16 protein-coding genes are annotated in these 16744 nt (G+C 71.0%); 6 read left to right on the top strand and 10 right to left on the bottom strand.

The features are described from left to right. From BU197_RS17670 to BU197_RS17655, 4 genes are all read right to left on the bottom strand, one after another. Positions 1 to 2013: ATP-binding protein (locus tag BU197_RS17670; RefSeq protein WP_223184097.1), on the bottom strand; the 2013-nt coding region annotated here is incomplete at its 3' end. A gap of 368 nt (positions 2014 to 2381) precedes the next feature. Further along, on the bottom strand, positions 2382 to 2705 hold the full coding sequence (locus BU197_RS17665; protein WP_188269246.1) for an STAS domain-containing protein: 324 nt from the start codon (positions 2703 to 2705) through the stop codon (positions 2382 to 2384). A gap of 126 nt (positions 2706 to 2831) precedes the next feature. Beyond that, complete coding sequence (locus BU197_RS17660; protein WP_188269245.1) at positions 2832 to 3680, bottom strand: 3-hydroxyacyl-CoA dehydrogenase family protein; 849 nt, start codon at positions 3678 to 3680, stop codon at positions 2832 to 2834. Positions 3681 to 3842: 162 nt separating this feature from the next. After that, entirely contained in the window at positions 3843 to 4481 is a 639-nt protein-coding gene (locus tag BU197_RS17655) for a TetR/AcrR family transcriptional regulator (RefSeq protein ID WP_188269244.1), read from the bottom strand. A gap of 105 nt (positions 4482 to 4586) precedes the next feature. Between BU197_RS17655 and BU197_RS17650 the strand changes: the two genes are divergently transcribed. From BU197_RS17650 to BU197_RS17640, 3 genes are all read left to right on the top strand, one after another. Continuing rightward, positions 4587 to 5360: an ABC transporter ATP-binding protein gene (locus tag BU197_RS17650; RefSeq protein ID WP_188269243.1), complete on the top strand. Its 774-nt coding sequence runs from the start codon at positions 4587 to 4589 to the stop codon at positions 5358 to 5360. Between the two features lie 315 nt (positions 5361 to 5675). Beyond that, entirely contained in the window at positions 5676 to 6425 is a 750-nt protein-coding gene (locus tag BU197_RS17645) for an ABC transporter permease (protein WP_188269242.1), read from the top strand. A gap of 13 nt (positions 6426 to 6438) precedes the next feature. Next, positions 6439 to 7011 (top strand): cob(I)yrinic acid a,c-diamide adenosyltransferase, encoded by a 573-nt coding sequence (locus tag BU197_RS17640; protein ID WP_188269241.1) that lies wholly within the window; start codon positions 6439 to 6441, stop codon positions 7009 to 7011. Here the strand turns inward: BU197_RS17640 and BU197_RS17635 are convergent. Then, positions 6931 to 7551 (bottom strand): hypothetical protein, encoded by a 621-nt coding sequence (locus tag BU197_RS17635; protein ID WP_188269240.1) that lies wholly within the window; start codon positions 7549 to 7551, stop codon positions 6931 to 6933. The genes BU197_RS17640 and BU197_RS17635 overlap by 81 nt on opposite strands. A gap of 158 nt (positions 7552 to 7709) precedes the next feature. Between BU197_RS17635 and BU197_RS17630 the strand changes: the two genes are divergently transcribed. The 3 genes from BU197_RS17630 to BU197_RS17620 all read left to right on the top strand — a co-directional run bounded on the left by BU197_RS17630 (position 7710) and on the right by BU197_RS17620 (position 11575). Beyond that, a complete protein-coding gene (locus BU197_RS17630) occupies positions 7710 to 8915 on the top strand; it encodes a sensor histidine kinase (RefSeq protein WP_188269239.1) in 1206 nt (401 codons plus the stop codon). 28 nt (positions 8916 to 8943) lie between these two features. Beyond that, a complete protein-coding gene (locus tag BU197_RS17625) occupies positions 8944 to 9600 on the top strand; it encodes a response regulator (protein ID WP_188269238.1) in 657 nt (218 codons plus the stop codon). Between the two features lie 211 nt (positions 9601 to 9811). Then, the gene (locus BU197_RS17620; RefSeq protein WP_188269247.1) at positions 9812 to 11575 is read left to right on the top strand and encodes a glycoside hydrolase family 18 chitinase; all 1764 of its coding nucleotides are present in this window, start codon (positions 9812 to 9814) and stop codon (positions 11573 to 11575) included. A 68-nt stretch (positions 11576 to 11643) separates the two neighbouring features. Here BU197_RS17620 and BU197_RS17615 read toward each other — a convergent pair whose 3' ends face one another. From BU197_RS17615 to atpA, 5 genes are all read right to left on the bottom strand, one after another. Next, positions 11644 to 12090, bottom strand: coding sequence for a DUF2550 domain-containing protein (locus tag BU197_RS17615; protein ID WP_188269237.1), 447 nt, complete (start codon positions 12088 to 12090; stop codon positions 11644 to 11646). 146 nt (positions 12091 to 12236) lie between these two features. Then, the gene (locus BU197_RS17610) at positions 12237 to 12611 is read right to left on the bottom strand and encodes a F0F1 ATP synthase subunit epsilon (RefSeq protein WP_188269236.1); all 375 of its coding nucleotides are present in this window, start codon (positions 12609 to 12611) and stop codon (positions 12237 to 12239) included. A 111-nt stretch (positions 12612 to 12722) separates the two neighbouring features. Beyond that, on the bottom strand, positions 12723 to 14165 hold the full coding sequence (atpD, locus tag BU197_RS17605; RefSeq protein ID WP_188269235.1) for a F0F1 ATP synthase subunit beta: 1443 nt from the start codon (positions 14163 to 14165) through the stop codon (positions 12723 to 12725). Further along, positions 14165 to 15082: a F0F1 ATP synthase subunit gamma gene (locus BU197_RS17600; RefSeq protein ID WP_188269234.1), complete on the bottom strand. Its 918-nt coding sequence runs from the start codon at positions 15080 to 15082 to the stop codon at positions 14165 to 14167. Before BU197_RS17600 ends, atpD begins: the two co-directional genes overlap by 1 nt. A 20-nt stretch (positions 15083 to 15102) precedes the next feature. Continuing rightward, positions 15103 to 16701 carry a F0F1 ATP synthase subunit alpha gene (gene atpA, locus BU197_RS17595; protein WP_188269233.1) on the bottom strand — a complete coding sequence of 533 codons (1599 nt, stop codon included), beginning with the start codon at positions 16699 to 16701 and terminating at the stop codon, positions 15103 to 15105. Between the last annotated feature and the right edge of the window lie 43 nt (positions 16702 to 16744).

Raw genomic sequence — 16744 nt, 5'->3', positions numbered from 1 at the left:
CGCTCTTCCGATCTCCGGCGGGGAGGCGGGGCCGCGCGGGGCGGGGCGCGCCGGGCCGGCGGGTTCCTCGGTACGGGCCGGGGCCGGGTGGTCACCGGCGAGATCGGTGACGAGGGCGAGCGCCCGGCGTCCCGCGACGGTGCCGCGCTTGTCGGCGAGCACCCCGCGCAGCCCGATGGAGGCCTCAAGCTCGGCGCGTGCGCGTTCCAGGTTGCCCCCGCAGAGCGCGAGGATGCCCAGCTCGTGGTGGAAGTACGCCTCCTCGGCGACGTCCCCGGTGAGCCGGGCGGCCTCCTGCCCGGCGCGCAGGGCCCGCTCCCAGGCGCCCCAGTGGAGCCCGGCGGCGAAGGCGGGCGCGGCGGCTCGGGCGAGGCGGACGGCGGTGGCGCGGAGTTCGGCGGTGGGGTCCTCGGCCGGTTCTCCGTGGCCGTCCGACGGGGGGCCGACGGGGGGCCGGGCGGAGGCTCCGGCGGGGGGCCGGGAGGCGTTCCCGGTGGCGGTCCCGCCGAAGGCGCCGGGCCCCTTCCCACCGGAGGCCCCGGTGGAGGTCCCGCCGGAGGCCCCGGTGGCGGTTCCCGGCAGGGTTCCGGTGCCCGCCACGAGGGCGGAGAGGGCGGCGAGGACCGCGTCGGACTCGGCGGCGACCCGCTCGGGGGCGACCGAGGGGTGGGCGGTCCACCAGGCGTAGTGCCGCGCGACGGTGTGGACGTGGCTCGCGACGCCCGTGTCGTATCCCTGGGCGAGGAGCTGGGTCAGGACCCCGGCGGCGAGCCGGTAGCGGGGGCCGACCGGGGAGAGCAGACCGCAGGCCACGAGTTCGCCGAGGGCCGTGTCGGCGCGGGTGTCGCCGACGAGGGCGGGCAGCTGGGCCGGGTGCGGGACCTCGCCGCCGAGGGCGACGGTGAAGCGCAGGGCGCTCTGGGCGGAGTGGCCGAGCCGGGAGGCGAGCAGGGCGGCGGGGGCGGCGCCCTCGCCGAGGCTGGGCAGCGGGACCTCGCGCAGTTCGACGTCGGGGTCCTCGACGCCGTCGAAGGCGGCGGCCGCGACGACGGCCGCCGCGTCGGGGTCGGCCGGTCCGAAGGCCTCCTCAAGGGCGCCGAAGGCGTCGAACTCAGCGGGGGTGACGCGGAGTCGGTCGCGCTGCCGGAGCAGGGCCCCGGCCTGTACGAAGCGGAGCGGCAGCCCTTCGGACTCGAACCAGAGGTCGCCCGCCCAGTTGGCCTCCTCGTCGGTGAGGGCGCGGCCGACGGCGCTCTCCAGGAGGGTGAGGGAGGCGCCCCGGCCGAGTCCGGTGAGCCGGACCTCCTCGACGTGGGCGTCGGCGGAGGGGGTGGGGGCGCCGGGCCCGGAGGCGAGGAGGAAGGCGCACTCGGGGGCCGCGTCGAGGAGTTCGTCGAGGGCGGCGCCGCCGAACTCCAGGTCGTCGACGACCACGACGGCGCCGATCTCGCCGACCTGTTCGAGGAGGAGGGCCCGGTCGGGCCGGTGGCCCTCGGTGTACAGGACGGCGGCGAACAGTTCGTGGAGGAGTTCGGCGGGGGTGCGGTGGTGGCCGGAGAGCCGGACGACGCCGTCGGGGGCGAGGCCGGCGCAGTCGGCGGCGACGGCGTCGAGGAGGACGGTGCGGCCGGAGCCCGGGGGGCCGACGAGCCGGACGGTACGGCCCCGGCCGAGGATGCCGGCGAGCTGTTCGCGCTGCTCCTGGCGTTCGAGGAGGGGCAGTTCGGGGGCGGCGGGGCCGGGGGGTACGGGCGGGGCGGCGGCGCGGGCGGCCTCGGCGCGCTCCTCGGGGGTGCGGCGGCGGGGCGCGGCGGGTTCCCGGCCGGGCGGGCAGGGCTCGATCTCGCTGCCGTCGACGGGGTTGACGGTGACGAGCAGGCCGCCGGAGACGAGTCGGGCGACGCGGGCACGCGCGGGTGCGGGGGCGGGGGACGGCGTACCGCGTCCCTGCCGGGCCTCATCGCCCTCGGCGTCGTGTCCGTACTCCTCCGGCTGCCGGTTGATCGGGTCCATGGTCCAAGCCCCCAAGAAGCGGTGTCCGGTGCCCGCGGGGTGGATCCGTCAATGTGCGGGCGACCGAACCCTAGACCGTGGTCAGAGGGCCGGGAACAGGTGGGGTGCCCAGGAGACCAAGACGTCACGGTCTTGTGAGGATTGAGCGTGACGCCTGTTTCGCACGACTGCCGTGCCCGTACGCGATGCCCGTACGCCGTGCCCGTACGTGACGCTCGTACGCCGTGCCCGTACGTGACGCTCGTACGCCGTGCCCGTACGTGACGCTCGCTCGCGGCGCTCGTACGCGCTCCGCCCCCGGCGCACGGCCGCGCACCCTCCGGCGTCGCTCGCCTCCCGCCCCTCACCGGCGTGCCGGTGAGGGGCGGTCAGACGCGGGGCAGGGATTCCAGGGCCAGTCCGCCTTCGATGGCGAGGATGCGGTGCAGCCGGGTCGCGACGAGCAGCCGCTGCATCTGGGGCGGCACCCCGCGCAGGACGAGCCGGCGTCCGCAGCGGCCCGCCCGGCGGTGGGCGCCCATGATGACGCCGAGTCCGGTGGCGTCCCAGGAGTCGAGTCCGGTCAGGTCGAGTACCAGATCGCCGACTCCGTCGTCGACGGCCGAGTGCAGGACCGTACGGGCGTCCGCCGCGCTGCGGACGTCGAGGCGGCCCCCGACGACCAGCTCGGCGTGGTCGCCCCTGATGTGCATATGCGCTCCCCGAGAGTGCTCCGTCTTCGCAACACTTGACTGCCGCACCGGCGGAAGTGTTGCGCCTTGTCAGCGAACCAATACCGAAATTCACCCCATAGGGTGAGTCGGGGTGGTGACTGCGGATCAGTGCTTGTAGAAGCCCTGCCCGCTCTTGCGGCCGATGTCACCCGCGTCCACCATCCGGCGCATCAGCTCCGGCGGGGCGAACTTCTCGTCCTGGGACTCGGTGTAGATGTTGTTCGCCGCGTGCACCAGGATGTCGATGCCGGTGAGGTCGGCGGTGGCGAGCGGGCCCATGGCGTGGCCGAAGCCGAGCTTGCAGGCGGTGTCGATGTCCTCGGCGGTGGCGACGCCCGACTCGTACAGCTTGGCCGCCTCGACGACGAGGGCGGAGATGAGGCGGGTGGTGACGAACCCGGCGACGTCGCGGTTGACGACGACACAGGTCTTGCCGACGGACTCGGCGAACTCCCGGGCGGTGGCCAGGGTCTCGTCGCTGGTCTTGTAGCCGCGGACCAGCTCGACCAGTCGCATCATCGGCACGGGCGAGAAGAAGTGGACGCCGACGACGGCCTCGGGCCGCTCCGTCACCGCGGCGATCTTGGTGATCGGGATGGCGGAGGTGTTGGAGGCGAGGACGGCACCGTCCTTGACGAGCTTGTCAAGCGAGCGGAAGATCCCGTGCTTGACGTCCAGGTCCTCGAAGACGGCCTCGACGACGATGTCGGCGTCGGCGACCGCCTCCAGCTCGGTGGTGGTGGTGATGCGGCCGAGCGCGGCCTCGGCTTCGGCGGCGGTCAGCCTGTCCTTGGCGACGAAGCGTTCGTACGAGGCCTTGATGCCGTCGGTGCCGCGGGTGAGGGCGGCATCGGTGACATCACGCAGGACGACGTCCCAGCCCGCCTGGGCCGAGACCTGCGCGATGCCGGATCCCATGAGTCCGGCCCCGATGACGGCGAGCTTCCTGGCCACGATGTTCCACCCCTCCAACGCCCGTTCACTTCTGGCTCTCCGGCGGAGATTAGCGCTCGCGGGGCGCCATGTGACCGTGAAGTAACGCGCGTCACGCCCTCTTTGACGGACGTCACACTCACGGCACCCCGTTCGGGTGCCGGTACCCCCGCCGGACGGGTGTCAGTCCCCGCGGACGGCGTACTCCAGGACCTTGTCCCCCAGCAGCTCCTCGATGCCGTCGAGGAGGACGAGCGCCTCGCGGGAGACGGCGCCCGCCTTGGCTCCGGCGGTCATCTCGCGGGTGATGAAGCCGACGACGGTGGCCTCGATCCAGGCGAGCTGTCCGCCGACGAGCAGCGGCATCGGGTCGCCGTCGGGCGCGCCGGTCTCGTCGCGGAGGGTGGCGACGACGGCGTCCTGGACCTGCTGTTGTACGTGGTAGAGCCGCGCCTTGAGGGTCGGGGCGTGCTCGATGACGTTCATGAAGGCGTCGAAGCCGTCCATGAGTCCGTAGGCGGGCGAGACGGCGGCGATGTCCTGGCGGAGTTCGCGCAGTACCGCCTGGGCGGCGGACTCGCCCCGGTCGCGGCCCCTGATCATGCGGGCGAGGCGGCGGGTGACGCCTTCCATCCGGTCGAGGAAGAGGTCTTCCTTGGCCGGAAAGTAGTTGTAGACGGTGTTGACGGAGACGTCCGCCGCCTCGGCGACGTCCGCGACGGTGACATGGACGAAGCCGCGCTCCAGGAAGAGCCCGGTGGCGATGTCCGAGATCCGCTGCTTCATCTCGCGCTTCTTGCGTTCCCTGAGTCCCTCGGCCATGGCGCCATCCTAGGCTCCCTGAAATTTTGGAGACGCTGAAATTTTACTCACCCTGAAAACTTGGAGTCATTGCAAAGTTTCAGCGACTCTGCTTTCGTGGTCGTCATGCCGATCATCAGCACCTCCGGACTCGCCCGGACCTTCCACGCCCGAGGCGGCCCCGTCGAAGCCGTCCGGGGCATCGACCTGACCGTCCGCCCCGGCGAGATCGTCGGCCTGCTCGGTCCCAACGGCGCCGGGAAGACCACCACCCTCCGGATGCTCACCACCCTGCTCCCGCCCACCTCCGGCGCGGCCACCGTGGCCGGTCACGACCTCGTCCGGGACCCGGCGGCCGTCCGCCGCCGCATCGGGCTCGTCGCCCAGTCCGGCGGTCTCGACCCCCAGGAGACCGTCCGTTCCGAACTCGTCCTCCAGGGCCGCCTGTACGGGATGGGCAGGCCCGAAGCCGCCGCCCGCGCCAGGGAACTCGCGGCCGTCCTCGCCCTCGACGACCTCCTCGACCGCCCCACCACCGCCCTCTCCGGCGGCCAGCGGCGCCGGGTCGACCTCGCCATGGGACTCCTCCACCGGCCGGAGGTCCTCTTCCTCGACGAACCCACCACCGGCCTCGACCCGGGCAGCCGCGCCGACCTGTGGGCCCTGGTGCGCCGACTGCGCGACGAGGACGGCACCACGGTCGTCCTCACCACCCACTACCTGGACGAGGCCGACACCCTCGCCGACCGGCTGGTGATCGTGGACCACGGCACGGTCGTCGCCGAGGGCACCCCCGCCGCCCTCAAGGCGGCACACGGCGCGGCCACCCTCCAGGACGCCTTCCTCTCCGTCACCGGCCGCACCCCGGCCCCCGCCGACACCACGCCCGCCACCGTCTAGACCGCGCGCCCGGACCCGGCCCTCCCGGCCCCCGGACCGGACGCCACCGCCGAGCCCGCCACCGAGCCCGCCGCGCCCCGCAGGGCCCACAAGACCCCACACCCCCCAAGCACCGCAGGCCCGACGGCCCTGCAGGCACTGGCAGCCCGGCAGGCACCGGCAGCCCCACAGGGCTCGCAGACACCACAAGGCCCCGCAGGCCCCGGCGGATCCACAGGCCCCGCAGCCCCCGGTGACCCCGCAAGGCCCCACAGCCACCGCAAGGCCCCGCAGGCCCCACAGGCCCCGAAAACCGGCCCCAGCCAAGGACACCCGATGCTCCTCCACGACACCGCACTCCTCTTCGGGCGCTACGCCCGGCAGACCCTGCGCTCCCCCTTCCAGATCTTCTTCGGCGCCCTGATGCCGCTGCTCTACCTCTTCCTCTTCGGGCCGCTCCTCACCGGGCTCCCGCTCGGCCGCGAGGGCGACTCCTGGCAGATCCTCGTCCCCGGACTCCTCCTCCAACTCGGCCTGTTCGGCGCCTCGTTCGCCGGATTCTCGATCATCATGGAGAAGAACTGGGGGGTCTTCGACCGGATGCGGGTCACCCCGGTCAGCCGGCTCGCCCTGCTCCTCGGCCGGGTCCTGCGGGACGCCGCTCTCTTCGTCTTCCAGGCGGCCCTGCTGGTCCTCGCGGCCCTGCCCATGGGCCTCCGGGCGCCGCTGCCCGGCATCCTCATCGGCTTCGGCTTCGTCGCCCTGCTCTCGGTGACGCTGGCCTCGCTCTCGTACGTCCTCGCCCTGAGGCTGCGCACCCAGCAGGAGTTCGGCCCCGCCGTCAACACGCTCGCCATGCCCGCGATGCTGCTGTCGGGCCTGATGCTGCCGATGGCCCTCGCCCCCGGCTGGCTCGACGCGCTCTCGCGTCTGATGCCGTTCCGCTATCTGGTGGACGCGGTACGGGAGGCGTATCTGGGCCACTACGCCTCCCCCGGCCTGCTGTACGGGGTGCTCGTCGCCCTCGCGAGCACGGCGCTCGCCGTGACGGTGGGCACACGGGTCTTCCGGGGGGCCCAGGCCTGACTAGGCTGGATCCATGGTCAATCTGACGCGCATCTACACCCGCACCGGCGACAAGGGCACCACGGCGCTCGGTGACATGAGCCGGACCGCCAAGACCGATCTGCGGATCTCGGCCTACGCCGACGCCAACGAGGCCAACGCCGTCATCGGTACGGCCATCGCCCTCGGGCAGCTCGACGAGGAGGTCGTCAAGGTCCTCGTCCGCGTGCAGAACGACCTCTTCGACGTCGGCGCCGACCTCTCCACCCCGGTGGCCGAGAACCCCCCGTACCCCCCGCTCCGCGTCGAGCAGACGTACGTCGACCGGCTTGAGGCCGACTGCGACCGCTTCCTCGAAGAGCTGGACAAGCTGCGCTCCTTCATCCTGCCCGGCGGCACTCCCGGGGCGGCCCTGCTGCACCAGGCGTGCACGGTGGTCCGGCGGGCCGAACGCTCCACCTGGGCCGCCCTGGAGGTGCACGGCGAGACGATGAACGCCCTCACCGCCACCTACCTCAACCGGCTCTCAGACCTGCTCTTCATCCTTGCGCGCACCGCGAACAAGGAGGTCGGGGACGTGCTCTGGGTCCCGGGCGGGGAGCGCTGACCCCGCTTTCGGGTCCTTCTTCGGCCGGATCGCGTAGCCGAGCGCGATCAGGCCGTGGATGCCCGCCGCCCGCCAGACGGCGCCGATCGTCTCCCGCAGCCCGTCGGTGTTCCCGTCCCCGCCGACGTACCACATGGCCAGGAGCAGCAGCCCCGAGGCGACCGCGGCGGCGACCACCGTGCCCAGCCAGATCACGCCCTCGTACCGGGCGCGGGCCATCCCGTAGCGGGGCGGCTTCGGGGGCGGCGGGGCGCCGCCGAAGCGGTGGGCGGCGTGCCCGTCGAGCCACTTCACGGTGCGGTGGCCATGGCCGACGGTGAAGCCGATGTAGACGGCGGCGAGGCCGTGCCGCCAGCTCGGGTCCGCGCCGTTCCTGAGGTCCATCGCGGTGACGACGAGAAGCAGCACTTCGAGAAGGGGCTCGCACAGCAGCAGCGCCAGGCCCGTCCTGGGCATCCTCAGGAGGTAACGGGCCGCGAGCCCGGCGGCGAGCAGCAGCCAGAAGCCGACCTCGCAGACGACGATCAGAGTGATGATCACGACGGTTCCCCTTTCCGGTCCCTCCCCTCCAGCCTTCCGTGCGCCCAGGGCCCGCGCGTCGTCGCCGGTGACGAACCGCGCCTACATCCTTCGGCGGAGGTGCGGACCGGCCCGGATCGGCCCGGACGAGGACGCCGGGGCGCACCCGCCCGTGTTGGATGGGGTACGTGACCCTCCCCCGCCCCCACCGCGTCGATCTGCTCATCGCGCTCTCGGGGCTCGCCTGCGGACTGCTCCTGTGGGCCTTCGGCCTCTTCACGACCGGCGGCCGGCTCTTCGACCAGCGCTGGGCCCCGCTCGTCCCGCTCGTGGTGGTGGCCTGTACGGAGGCGGTCCGCCGGATCCTGCCGCAGACCGCGCTCGTCGTCGGCACGCTCGCGGTCGTGGCGGACCAGTTCACCAACGGAAGCCTGGCCACGGTCCTGATGTTCACCGACGTCGTCTACGCGGCCGTGGTGTACGGCTCCCCCGCCTCCGCCCGGCGCGTCCCGTACAGCACCGCCCTGGTCACCATCGGCGTCACCGTCGGCTTCCTCGTCTGGTGGCAGAACGCCTACGCGCTGCTCGTCGGTGTGCTCACCGGCATCGTCTCGTTCCTGCCCGCCGTGACCGGCTCCATCGTGCGCAACCACCGCGAGGCCGCGGAGGCCGCCCGGCTGCGGGCCGAACAGACCGCGCTGCTCGCCGAGATGGACCGGACCCAGGCGGTGGTGGCCGAGCGCGCCCGGATGGCCCGCGAGCTGCACGACATGGTCGCCAACCACCTCTCGGCCATCGCGATCCACTCGACGGCGGCGCTCTCCCTCGACGAACCGGCCACCACCCGGCAGGCGCTCACCGTGATCCGGGAGAACAGCGTGGCCGGGCTCGCCGAGATGCGGCGCCTGATCGGGCTGCTGCGGGACAGCGGCGGCGACACCGAACCGGCCGCCGCGCCGACCCTGGCCGGTCTGGACGCCCTGATCGACCAGGCGCGGGCGAACGCGCGGCCCAGCGGGCTCGTCCTGGTCCTCGACGACACCCGGGAGAGCGGCGCAGGACTCCCGGCGCCGGTGGAGCTGGCCGCGTACCGGATCGTCCAGGAGTCCCTGACCAACGCGCTCAAACACGCCGCCCCCGGCGAGGTCAGGGTCACCCTGACCCGGGGCGGCGACGCCCTCGCGGTCGAGGTGACCAGCCCCTACGGGCAGCGCCCCGGGCCGACCGCGCCGGGCTCGGGGGCCGGGCTCGTGGGGATGCGGGAGCGGGTGGCGCTGCTCGGCGGCCGGTTCGAGGCGGGCCCGGTGGCGGACGGCAAGGGACACGGAGGATGGCGGGTCCGGGCGGAACTGCCCGTGGACGCGAACGACGAGGAGTGGGCATGACGGTGCGGGTGGGGGCGGAGGAGTGGGCATGACGGTGCGGGTGGTGGTGGCGGAGGACCAGTCCGCGGTGCGGTCGGGGCTGGTGCTCATTCTGGGCAGCGCTCCGGACATCGAGGTGGTCGGCGAGGCGGCGGACGGCGAGCGCGCGGTGGAGCTGGCCCGCGAACTGCGCCCGGATCTGGTCCTGATGGATGTCCAGATGCCCCGGATGGACGGGGTGACGGCGACCGGGCTCGTGGTGGCGGAGGGGCTCGCGGACGTGCTCGTCCTGACCACTTTCGATCTGGACGAGTACGTCTTCGGGGCGCTGCGGGCAGGGGCCTCGGGTTTCCTCCTGAAGAACGCGGACGCCCGGGAGCTGATCGAGGCGGTGCGGACGGTGGCGCGGGGCGAGGGTCTGATCGCCCCTGCGGTGACCCGGCGGCTGATCGCGGAGTTCGCCGCGCCGAGCCGTCCGGTGCGGACGACGGGCCCCGGGCCCGACCCCGCCGTGCTCGACGCGTTGACGCCCCGGGAGCGCGAGGTGCTCTCGACGCTCGGCCAGGGCCTGTCGAACGCGGAGATCGCGGTACGGCTCGACATGGCGGAAGCGACGGTGAAGACCCACGTCAGCAAGGTGCTGGGCAAGTTGAGGCTGCGAAGCCGTGTGCAAGCGGCCGTCATAGCAAGGGAGTTGGGGGTTTAGCAGAACTTTGCCGACGTTGGTCTGGACCTCTTGACGATTGGTCCAGACCTTCCTACGCTCGCGGGGCGCGCGCATCTTCACGGACCACCCCCACCCTTGTACGTCCGCAACTTGAGGAGCACCGTTGAGCACTCAAGCACTGACGCGCAGAGAAGGGTTCAGACGTCGCACTGCCGCCGGTCTGACCGCCCTTGCCCTGCCGCTCGCCGCCATGGTCGGCCTCGCAGCCCCCGCCGAGGCCGCCGATTCCGCCACTGCCACGTATACCAAGACCCAGGACTGGGGTTCCGGTTTCACCGGCAGCTGGACTGTCAAGAACACCGGCACCACCAGCATCAGCTCCTGGACCGTCGAGTGGGACTACCCCGCCGGCACCTCGGTGACCTCCGCCTGGGACGCCACCGTCACCGGCTCCAGCAACCACTGGACCGCGAAGAACCTCGGCTGGAACGGGACCCTCGCGCCCGGCGCCTCCATCACCTTCGGCTACAACGGCGCCGGCGCCGGCGCGCCCAGCGGCTGTAAGATCAACGGCGCTTCCTGCGACGGCTCCACCCCGCAGCCGGGCGACAACCCGCCCTCGGCCCCCGGCACCCCGGTCGCCTCCGACATCACCAACACCTCGGTGAAGCTCACCTGGTCGGCGGCCACCGACGACAAGGGCGTCAAGAACTACGACGTCCTGCGTGACGGCACGAAGGTGAACACCACCACCGGCCTCACGTACACGGACACCGGCCTCGCCGCCGGGACCGACTACTCCTACACGGTCGTCGCCCGCGACACCAAGGACCAGACCGGCCCCGCCTCCGCCGCGGTCCCGGTCCACACCACCGGTGGTGGCGGCGGCACCCCGCCCCCCAACGTCGTGAAGATGGGCTACTTCACCAACTGGGGCGTCTACGGACGCAACTACCACGTGAAGAACATCGCCACCTCGGGCTCCGCGTCGAAGATCACCCACATCAACTACGCGTTCGGCAACGTCCAGGGCGGCAAGTGCACCATCGGTGACTCCTACGCCGACTACGACAAGGCCTACACCGCCGACCAGTCCGTCGACGGCGTCGCCGACACCTGGGACCAGCCGCTGCGCGGCAACTTCAACCAGCTGCGCAAGCTGAAGAAGGCGAACCCGAACATCAAGGTCCTCTGGTCCTTCGGCGGCTGGACCTGGTCCGGCGGCTTCGGCCAGGCCGTGCAGAACCCGGCCGCGTTCGCGCAGTCCTGCTACGACCTGGTGGAGGACCCGCGCTGGGCCGATGTCTTCGACGGCATCGACCTGGACTGGGAGTACCCGAACGCCTGCGGTCTCACCTGTGACACCAGCGGCCCGGCGGCCTTCAAGAACATGATGCAGGCCATGCGCGCCAAGTTCGGCCCGTCCTACCTCATCACCGCGGCCGTCACCGCCGACGGCTCCACCGGCGGCAAGATCGACTCCGCCGACTACGGCGGCGCCGCGCAGTACATGAACTGGTTCAACGTGATGACGTACGACTTCTTCGGCGCCTGGGACGCGAAGGGCCCGACGGCCCCGCACTCCCCGCTGAACTCGTACGCCGGCATCCCGCAGGCGGGCTTCAACTCCGCCGACGCGATCGCCAAGTTCAAGGCGCAGGGCGTCCCGGCCAACAAGCTGCTGCTCGGCATCGGCTTCTACGGACGCGGCTGGACCGGCGTCACCCAGTCCGCCCCCGGCGGCACGGCGACCGGCGCGGCCCCGGGCACCTACGAGGCGGGCATCGAGGACTACAAGGTCCTCAAGAACTCCTGCCCCACCACCGGCACCATCGCGGGCACGGCCTACGCCCACTGCGGTACCAACTGGTGGAGCTACGACACCCCGGCCACGGTCACGTCCAAGATGAACTGGGCGAAGAACCAGGGCCTCGGTGGCGCGTTCTTCTGGGAGTTCAGTGGTGACACCACCAACGGCGAGCTGGTCGGCGCGATCAACTCCGGCCTGAGCTAACCGCACCACGGCACGAAAGAAGCGGGGGCCGGCGCACTGCGCCGACCCCCGCTTCCGTGTCTTCGCCCCTAGGCCACGTTCACCCGCTGGCCGGGAGGCGCCGCCTCAAGCCAGGCCATGAAACCCGTACGGGCGTCCTCGCTCATCGCGAGCTCCAGGCGGACGCCCTCGTACATACAGGGCTGGACGACCATGTCGGAGAGCAGGGCGAGTTCCTCCTCGCCCTCCGGCATCCGGCGCTCAAGGGCGACGATCGAGGCGCGCTCCAGGACCCGGCGCGGGCGGGGCGCGTACGAGAAGACCCGGAACCAGGCGATCTCGTCACCGCTGTACCGGGCCACCCCGTACACCCAGCCCTTGCCGCTGGGATCGGGGACGTCGGGCACGTCCCAGTGGAGCGAGCAGTCGAAGGTGCCGCCGGCGCGCTGGATCAGCCTCCGGCGCAGACCGAAGACGAAGAGCCCGATCACCACCAGTGCGACGACCAGGCCGCACACGAGCAGAGCGAGGAACATCTTCACCGACCTCCTCGCTGCGTCCCGTCGCCGGCACCGCCGGCAGAACCTGATACCACCTGCATCTGCATCGCCTCAGCCGCGGCACGGTCCGGAAAATTCCGGACCGTGCCGCGGCTGAGGGCACTCCTACGCGGCGCGGACCGTCAGCGGACGGACACCGCGCGCAGCCGGACCTCGGCGCGCCGCTCGGCGGCGGCGTCGGAGTCCGTCTTCGCACGCTCCAGCGCGCGCTCGGCACGCTGGGCGTCGATCTCGTCCGCCAGCTCGCAGACCTCGGCGAGCAGGGACAGCTTGTCATCGGCGAAGGAGATGAATCCTCCGTGGACGGCGGCGACGACGGTCGCGCCCTCACTCGTACGGATGGTCACCGGGCCCGACTCCAGCACACCGAGCAGCGGCTGGTGGCCGGGCATGACGCCGATGTCGCCGGAGGTGGTACGTGCGATGACCAAGGTGGCCTCGCCGGACCAGACACTCCGGTCCGCGGCGACCAGCTCGACGTGCAGCTCAGCGGCCAAGGGTGGCTCCTCGGGTCACCACCCGGCGGTCGTGCCGGGTGTTGGGGTCAATTCTAGGGGGCGTGACGAGGGGGGCGGGACCGGTCCCGCCCCCCTCGGAGAGCACGGGGCTCAGGAGACGCCGAGCTCCTTGGCGTTGTTCTTGAGGTCCTCAAGGCCACCGCACATGAAGAACGCCTGCTCCGGGAAGTGGTCGTACTCACCGTCGCAGATCGCGTTGAACGCGGCGATCGACTCGTCGAGCGGAACGTCCGAACCGTCCACACCGGTGAACTGCTTCGCCGCGTGGGTGTTCTGGGACAGGAAGCGCTCGACACGCCGGGCACGGTGGACGACGAGCTTGTCCTCCTCGCTCAGCTCGTCGATACCGAGGATCGCGATGATGTCCTGGAGGTCCTTGTACTTCTGCAGGATCCCCTTGACGCGCGTGGCGGCGTCGTAGTGCTCCTGCGCGATGTAGCGCGGGTCCAGGATCCGGGACGTGGAGTCCAGCGGGTCCACGGCCGGGTAGATGCCCTTCTCGGAGATCGGACGGGAGAGAACCGTCGTCGCGTCGAGGTGGGCGAAGGTGGTCGCCGGCGCCGGGTCCGTGAGGTCGTCGGCGGGGACGTAGATCGCCTGCATCGAGGTGATCGAGTGACCACGGGTCGAGGTGATGCGCTCCTGGAGGAGACCCATCTCGTCGGCCAGGTTCGGCTGGTAACCCACCGCGGAGGGCATACGGCCGAGCAGGGTCGACACCTCGGAACCGGCCTGCGTGAAGCGGAAGATGTTGTCGATGAAGAACAGCACGTCCTGCTTCTGCACATCGCGGAAGTACTCCGCCATGGTCAGACCGGCGAGGGCCACGCGCAGACGGGTGCCCGGGGGCTCGTCCATCTGGCCGAAGACCAGCGCGGTCTTGTCGAGGACGCCGGAGTCCTCCATTTCCGCGATGAGGTCGTTGCCCTCACGGGTGCGCTCGCCGACACCGGCGAACACGGAAACACCCTCGTGCAGCTTGGCCACACGCATGATCATTTCCTGGATCAGAACGGTCTTGCCGACACCGGCACCACCGAACAGACCGATCTTTCCACCCTTGACGTACGGGGTGAGAAGGTCGACGACCTTCAGGCCCGTCTCGAACATCTCGGTCTTCGACTCGAGCTGGTCGAACGCGGGGGCCTTGCGGTGGATGGACCAGCGCTCGCCCACCTCCGACTCGGCCTCGGGGTCGTTCAGGATCTGGCCCAGCGTGTTGAACACACGGCCCTTGGTGACGTCGCCGACGGGCACGGTGATGCCGTCGCCGGTGTCCACCACGACGGCCTGGCGGACCAGACCATCGGTGGGCTGCATCGAGATGGTACGGACGATGCCGTCACCGAGGTGCTGCGCGACTTCGAGGGTCAGCGTCTTCTTGGCGCCGTCCTCGGCCGGGTCGGCGACCTCGACGTGCAGGGCGTTGTAGATCTCCGGCATCGCGTCGACGGGGAACTCCACGTCGACGACCGGGCCGATGACCCGGGCGACGCGGCCCGTGGCGGCGGCCGTCTCAACAGTGGTCGTCATTACTTGTCACTCCCCGCGGTCGCGTCGGCCAGGGCTGCTGTGCCACCGACGATCTCGCTGATTTCCTGGGTGATTTCGGCCTGTCGGGCCGCGTTGGCAAGTCGGGAGAGGTTGTTGATCAAGTCTCCCGCGTTGTCGGTCGCCGACTTCATCGCGCGGCGCGTGGCGGCGTGCTTGGAGGCAGCCGACTGGAGCAGCGCGTTGTAGATCCGGCTCTCGACGTAGCGCGGCAGCAGAGCGTCCAGGACGTCCTCCGCCGACGGCTCGAAGTCGTACAGCGGACGGAGGGTGTCCGGCTCGCCGGCCTCCTTCGCCACCTCGTCGAGGCTGAGAGGCAGCAGCCGGGCCTCGACCGCCGTCTGGGTCATCATCGAGACGAACTCGGTGTAGACGATGTGGAGCTCGTCCACACCACCCTCGGCCGTGTCCTTCTCGATCGCCTCGATCAGCGGCGCCGCGATCGCCTTGGCGTCCGCGTACGTGGGCTCGTCCGTGAAGCCGGTCCACGTGTCGCTCAGCTTCCGCTCGCGGAAGCTGAAGTGCGCGACACCGCGGCGGCCGACAGCGTAGACGTCGACCTGGCGGCCCTCGCCCTCCAGCTGCTTGATGAGCTTCTCCGCCGCCTTGATGGCGTTGGAGTTGAAGGCACCGGCCAGACCGCGGTCGCTCGTGAGGAGCAGAACCGCGGCACGGCTCGGGTTCGTCGCCTCGGTGGTCAGCGGGTGCTTGTCGTTCGCACCCGTGGCCACCGCCGTGACCGCGCGGGTCAGCTCGGTCGCGTACGGAGTCGACGCCCGCACCTTGCGCTGCGCCTTGACGACACGCGAGGCGGCGATCATTTCCATCGCCTTGGTGATCTTCTTCGTCGCGGTGACGGATTTGATGCGACGCTTGTAGACCCGGAGCTGCGCTCCCATGAGTCAGGTCCCTTCCGTCGTCACTTCGAGACGTTGACGGCGGCGGGAGCGTCCTCGCCGAGCAGCTTGCCGTCAGAGGTCTCGAACTGCTTCTTGAACTCCGCGATGGCGTCGGCGACGGACGTCAGGGTGTCGTCCGACATCTTCTTGCCCTCACGGATGGAGGTCATGAGACCCGAGTGGTTCTGGCGCAGGAACGCCAGCAGCTCGGCCTCGAAGCGACGGATGTCGGCGACCGGGACGTCGTCCATCTTGCCGGTGGTGCCGGCCCAGACCGAGACGACCTGGTTCTCCGTGGGCATCGGCTGGTACTGAGCCTGCTTGAGCAGCTCGACCATCCGCTGACCGCGCTCCAGCTGCGCCTTCGAGGCCGCGTCCAGGTCGGAACCGAAGGCGGCGAACGCCTCCAGCTCACGGAACTGGGCGAGGTCGACACGGAGGCGACCGGCGATCTGCTTCATGGCCGGGTGCTGGGCGGAGCCACCGACTCGGGAGACCGAGATACCGACGTTCAGGGCCGGGCGCTGGCCGGCGTTGAACAGGTCGGACTCCAGGAAGCACTGGCCGTCGGTGATGGAGATGACGTTGGTCGGGATGAACGCCGAGACGTCGTTGGCCTTCGTCTCGACGATCGGCAGACCGGTCATCGAACCGGCACCCAGCTCGTCGGAGAGCTTCGCGCAGCGCTCCAGGAGACGCGAGTGCAGGTAGAAGACGTCACCCGGGTAGGCCTCACGGCCCGGCGGGCGGCGCAGCAGCAGCGACACGGCGCGGTAGGCGTCGGCCTGCTTCGACAGGTCGTCGAAGACGATCAGGACGTGCTTGCCCTGGTACATCCAGTGCTGGCCGATGGCGGAGCCGGTGTACGGCGCCAGGTACTTGAAGCCGGCCGGGTCCGACGCCGGGGCGGCGACGATCGTCGTGTACTCGAGTGCACCGGCCTCTTCGAGGGCCGCGCGCACCGACGCGATGGTGGAGCCCTTCTGACCGACGGCGACGTAGATGCAGCGGACCTGCTTGTTCACGTCGCCCGAGCGCCAGTTGTCGCGCTGGTTGATGATCGTGTCGACGCACAGAGCGGTCTTGCCGGTCTGACGGTCGCCGATGATCAGCTGACGCTGGCCGCGGCCGACCGGCGTCATGGCGTCGACGGCCTTGTAGCCGGTCTCCATCGGCTCGTGCACCGACTTACGGGCCATAACGCCCGGGGCCTGCAGCTCGAGGGCGCGGCGGCCCTCGGTCGCGATCTCGCCGAGACCGTCGATCGGGTTGCCGAGCGGGTCGACGACGCGACCCAGGTATCCCTCACCGACACCGACGGAGAGGACCTCGCCGGTGCGCTGCACCGACTGTCCCTCCTCGATGCCGCTGAACTCGCCGAGGACGATCGCACCGATCTCGCGCTCTTCGAGGTTCAGCGCGAGGCCGAGGGTGCCGTCCTCGAACTTCAGCAGCTCGTTCGCCATGGCCGAGGGAAGACCCTCGACCTTCGCGATGCCGTCACCGGCCAGGCTGACCGTGCCGACCTCCTCGCGCGAGGCCGCGTCCGGCTGGTACGACTGGACGAAGTTCTCCAGTGCGTCCCGGATCTCCTCCGGCCGGATCGTGAGCTCCGCCATCTGGGTTCCCTGCTCTCCTTGTTGGGCCCGAAGTTTCTTAAGG

It is taken from the genome of Streptomyces sp. CBMA291 (assembly GCF_014596525.1).
Classification (GTDB): Bacteria; Actinomycetota; Actinomycetes; order Streptomycetales; family Streptomycetaceae; genus Streptomyces.
This window is presented reverse-complemented; position numbering and strand designations above follow the sequence as displayed.

Coding starts and splice junctions, on each gene's coding strand:
- BU197_RS17665 (WP_188269246.1), bottom strand. CDS start 2,705: ATGCACATCAGGGGCGACCACGCCGAGCTGGTCGTCGGGGGCCGCCTC.
- BU197_RS17655 (WP_188269244.1), bottom strand. CDS start 4,481: ATGGCCGAGGGACTCAGGGAACGCAAGAAGCGCGAGATGAAGCAGCGG.
- BU197_RS17650 (WP_188269243.1), top strand. CDS start 4,587: ATGCCGATCATCAGCACCTCCGGACTCGCCCGGACCTTCCACGCCCGA.
- BU197_RS17645 (WP_188269242.1), top strand. CDS start 5,676: ATGCTCCTCCACGACACCGCACTCCTCTTCGGGCGCTACGCCCGGCAG.
- BU197_RS17640 (WP_188269241.1), top strand. CDS start 6,439: ATGGTCAATCTGACGCGCATCTACACCCGCACCGGCGACAAGGGCACC.
- BU197_RS17630 (WP_188269239.1), top strand. CDS start 7,710: ATGGGGTACGTGACCCTCCCCCGCCCCCACCGCGTCGATCTGCTCATC.
- BU197_RS17625 (WP_188269238.1), top strand. CDS start 8,944: ATGACGGTGCGGGTGGTGGTGGCGGAGGACCAGTCCGCGGTGCGGTCG.
- BU197_RS17620 (WP_188269247.1), top strand. CDS start 9,812: ATGGTCGGCCTCGCAGCCCCCGCCGAGGCCGCCGATTCCGCCACTGCC.
- BU197_RS17615 (WP_188269237.1), bottom strand. CDS start 12,090: ATGTTCCTCGCTCTGCTCGTGTGCGGCCTGGTCGTCGCACTGGTGGTG.
- atpD (WP_188269235.1), bottom strand. CDS start 14,165: ATGACGACCACTGTTGAGACGGCCGCCGCCACGGGCCGCGTCGCCCGG.
- BU197_RS17600 (WP_188269234.1), bottom strand. CDS start 15,082: ATGGGAGCGCAGCTCCGGGTCTACAAGCGTCGCATCAAATCCGTCACC.
- atpA (WP_188269233.1), bottom strand. CDS start 16,701: ATGGCGGAGCTCACGATCCGGCCGGAGGAGATCCGGGACGCACTGGAG.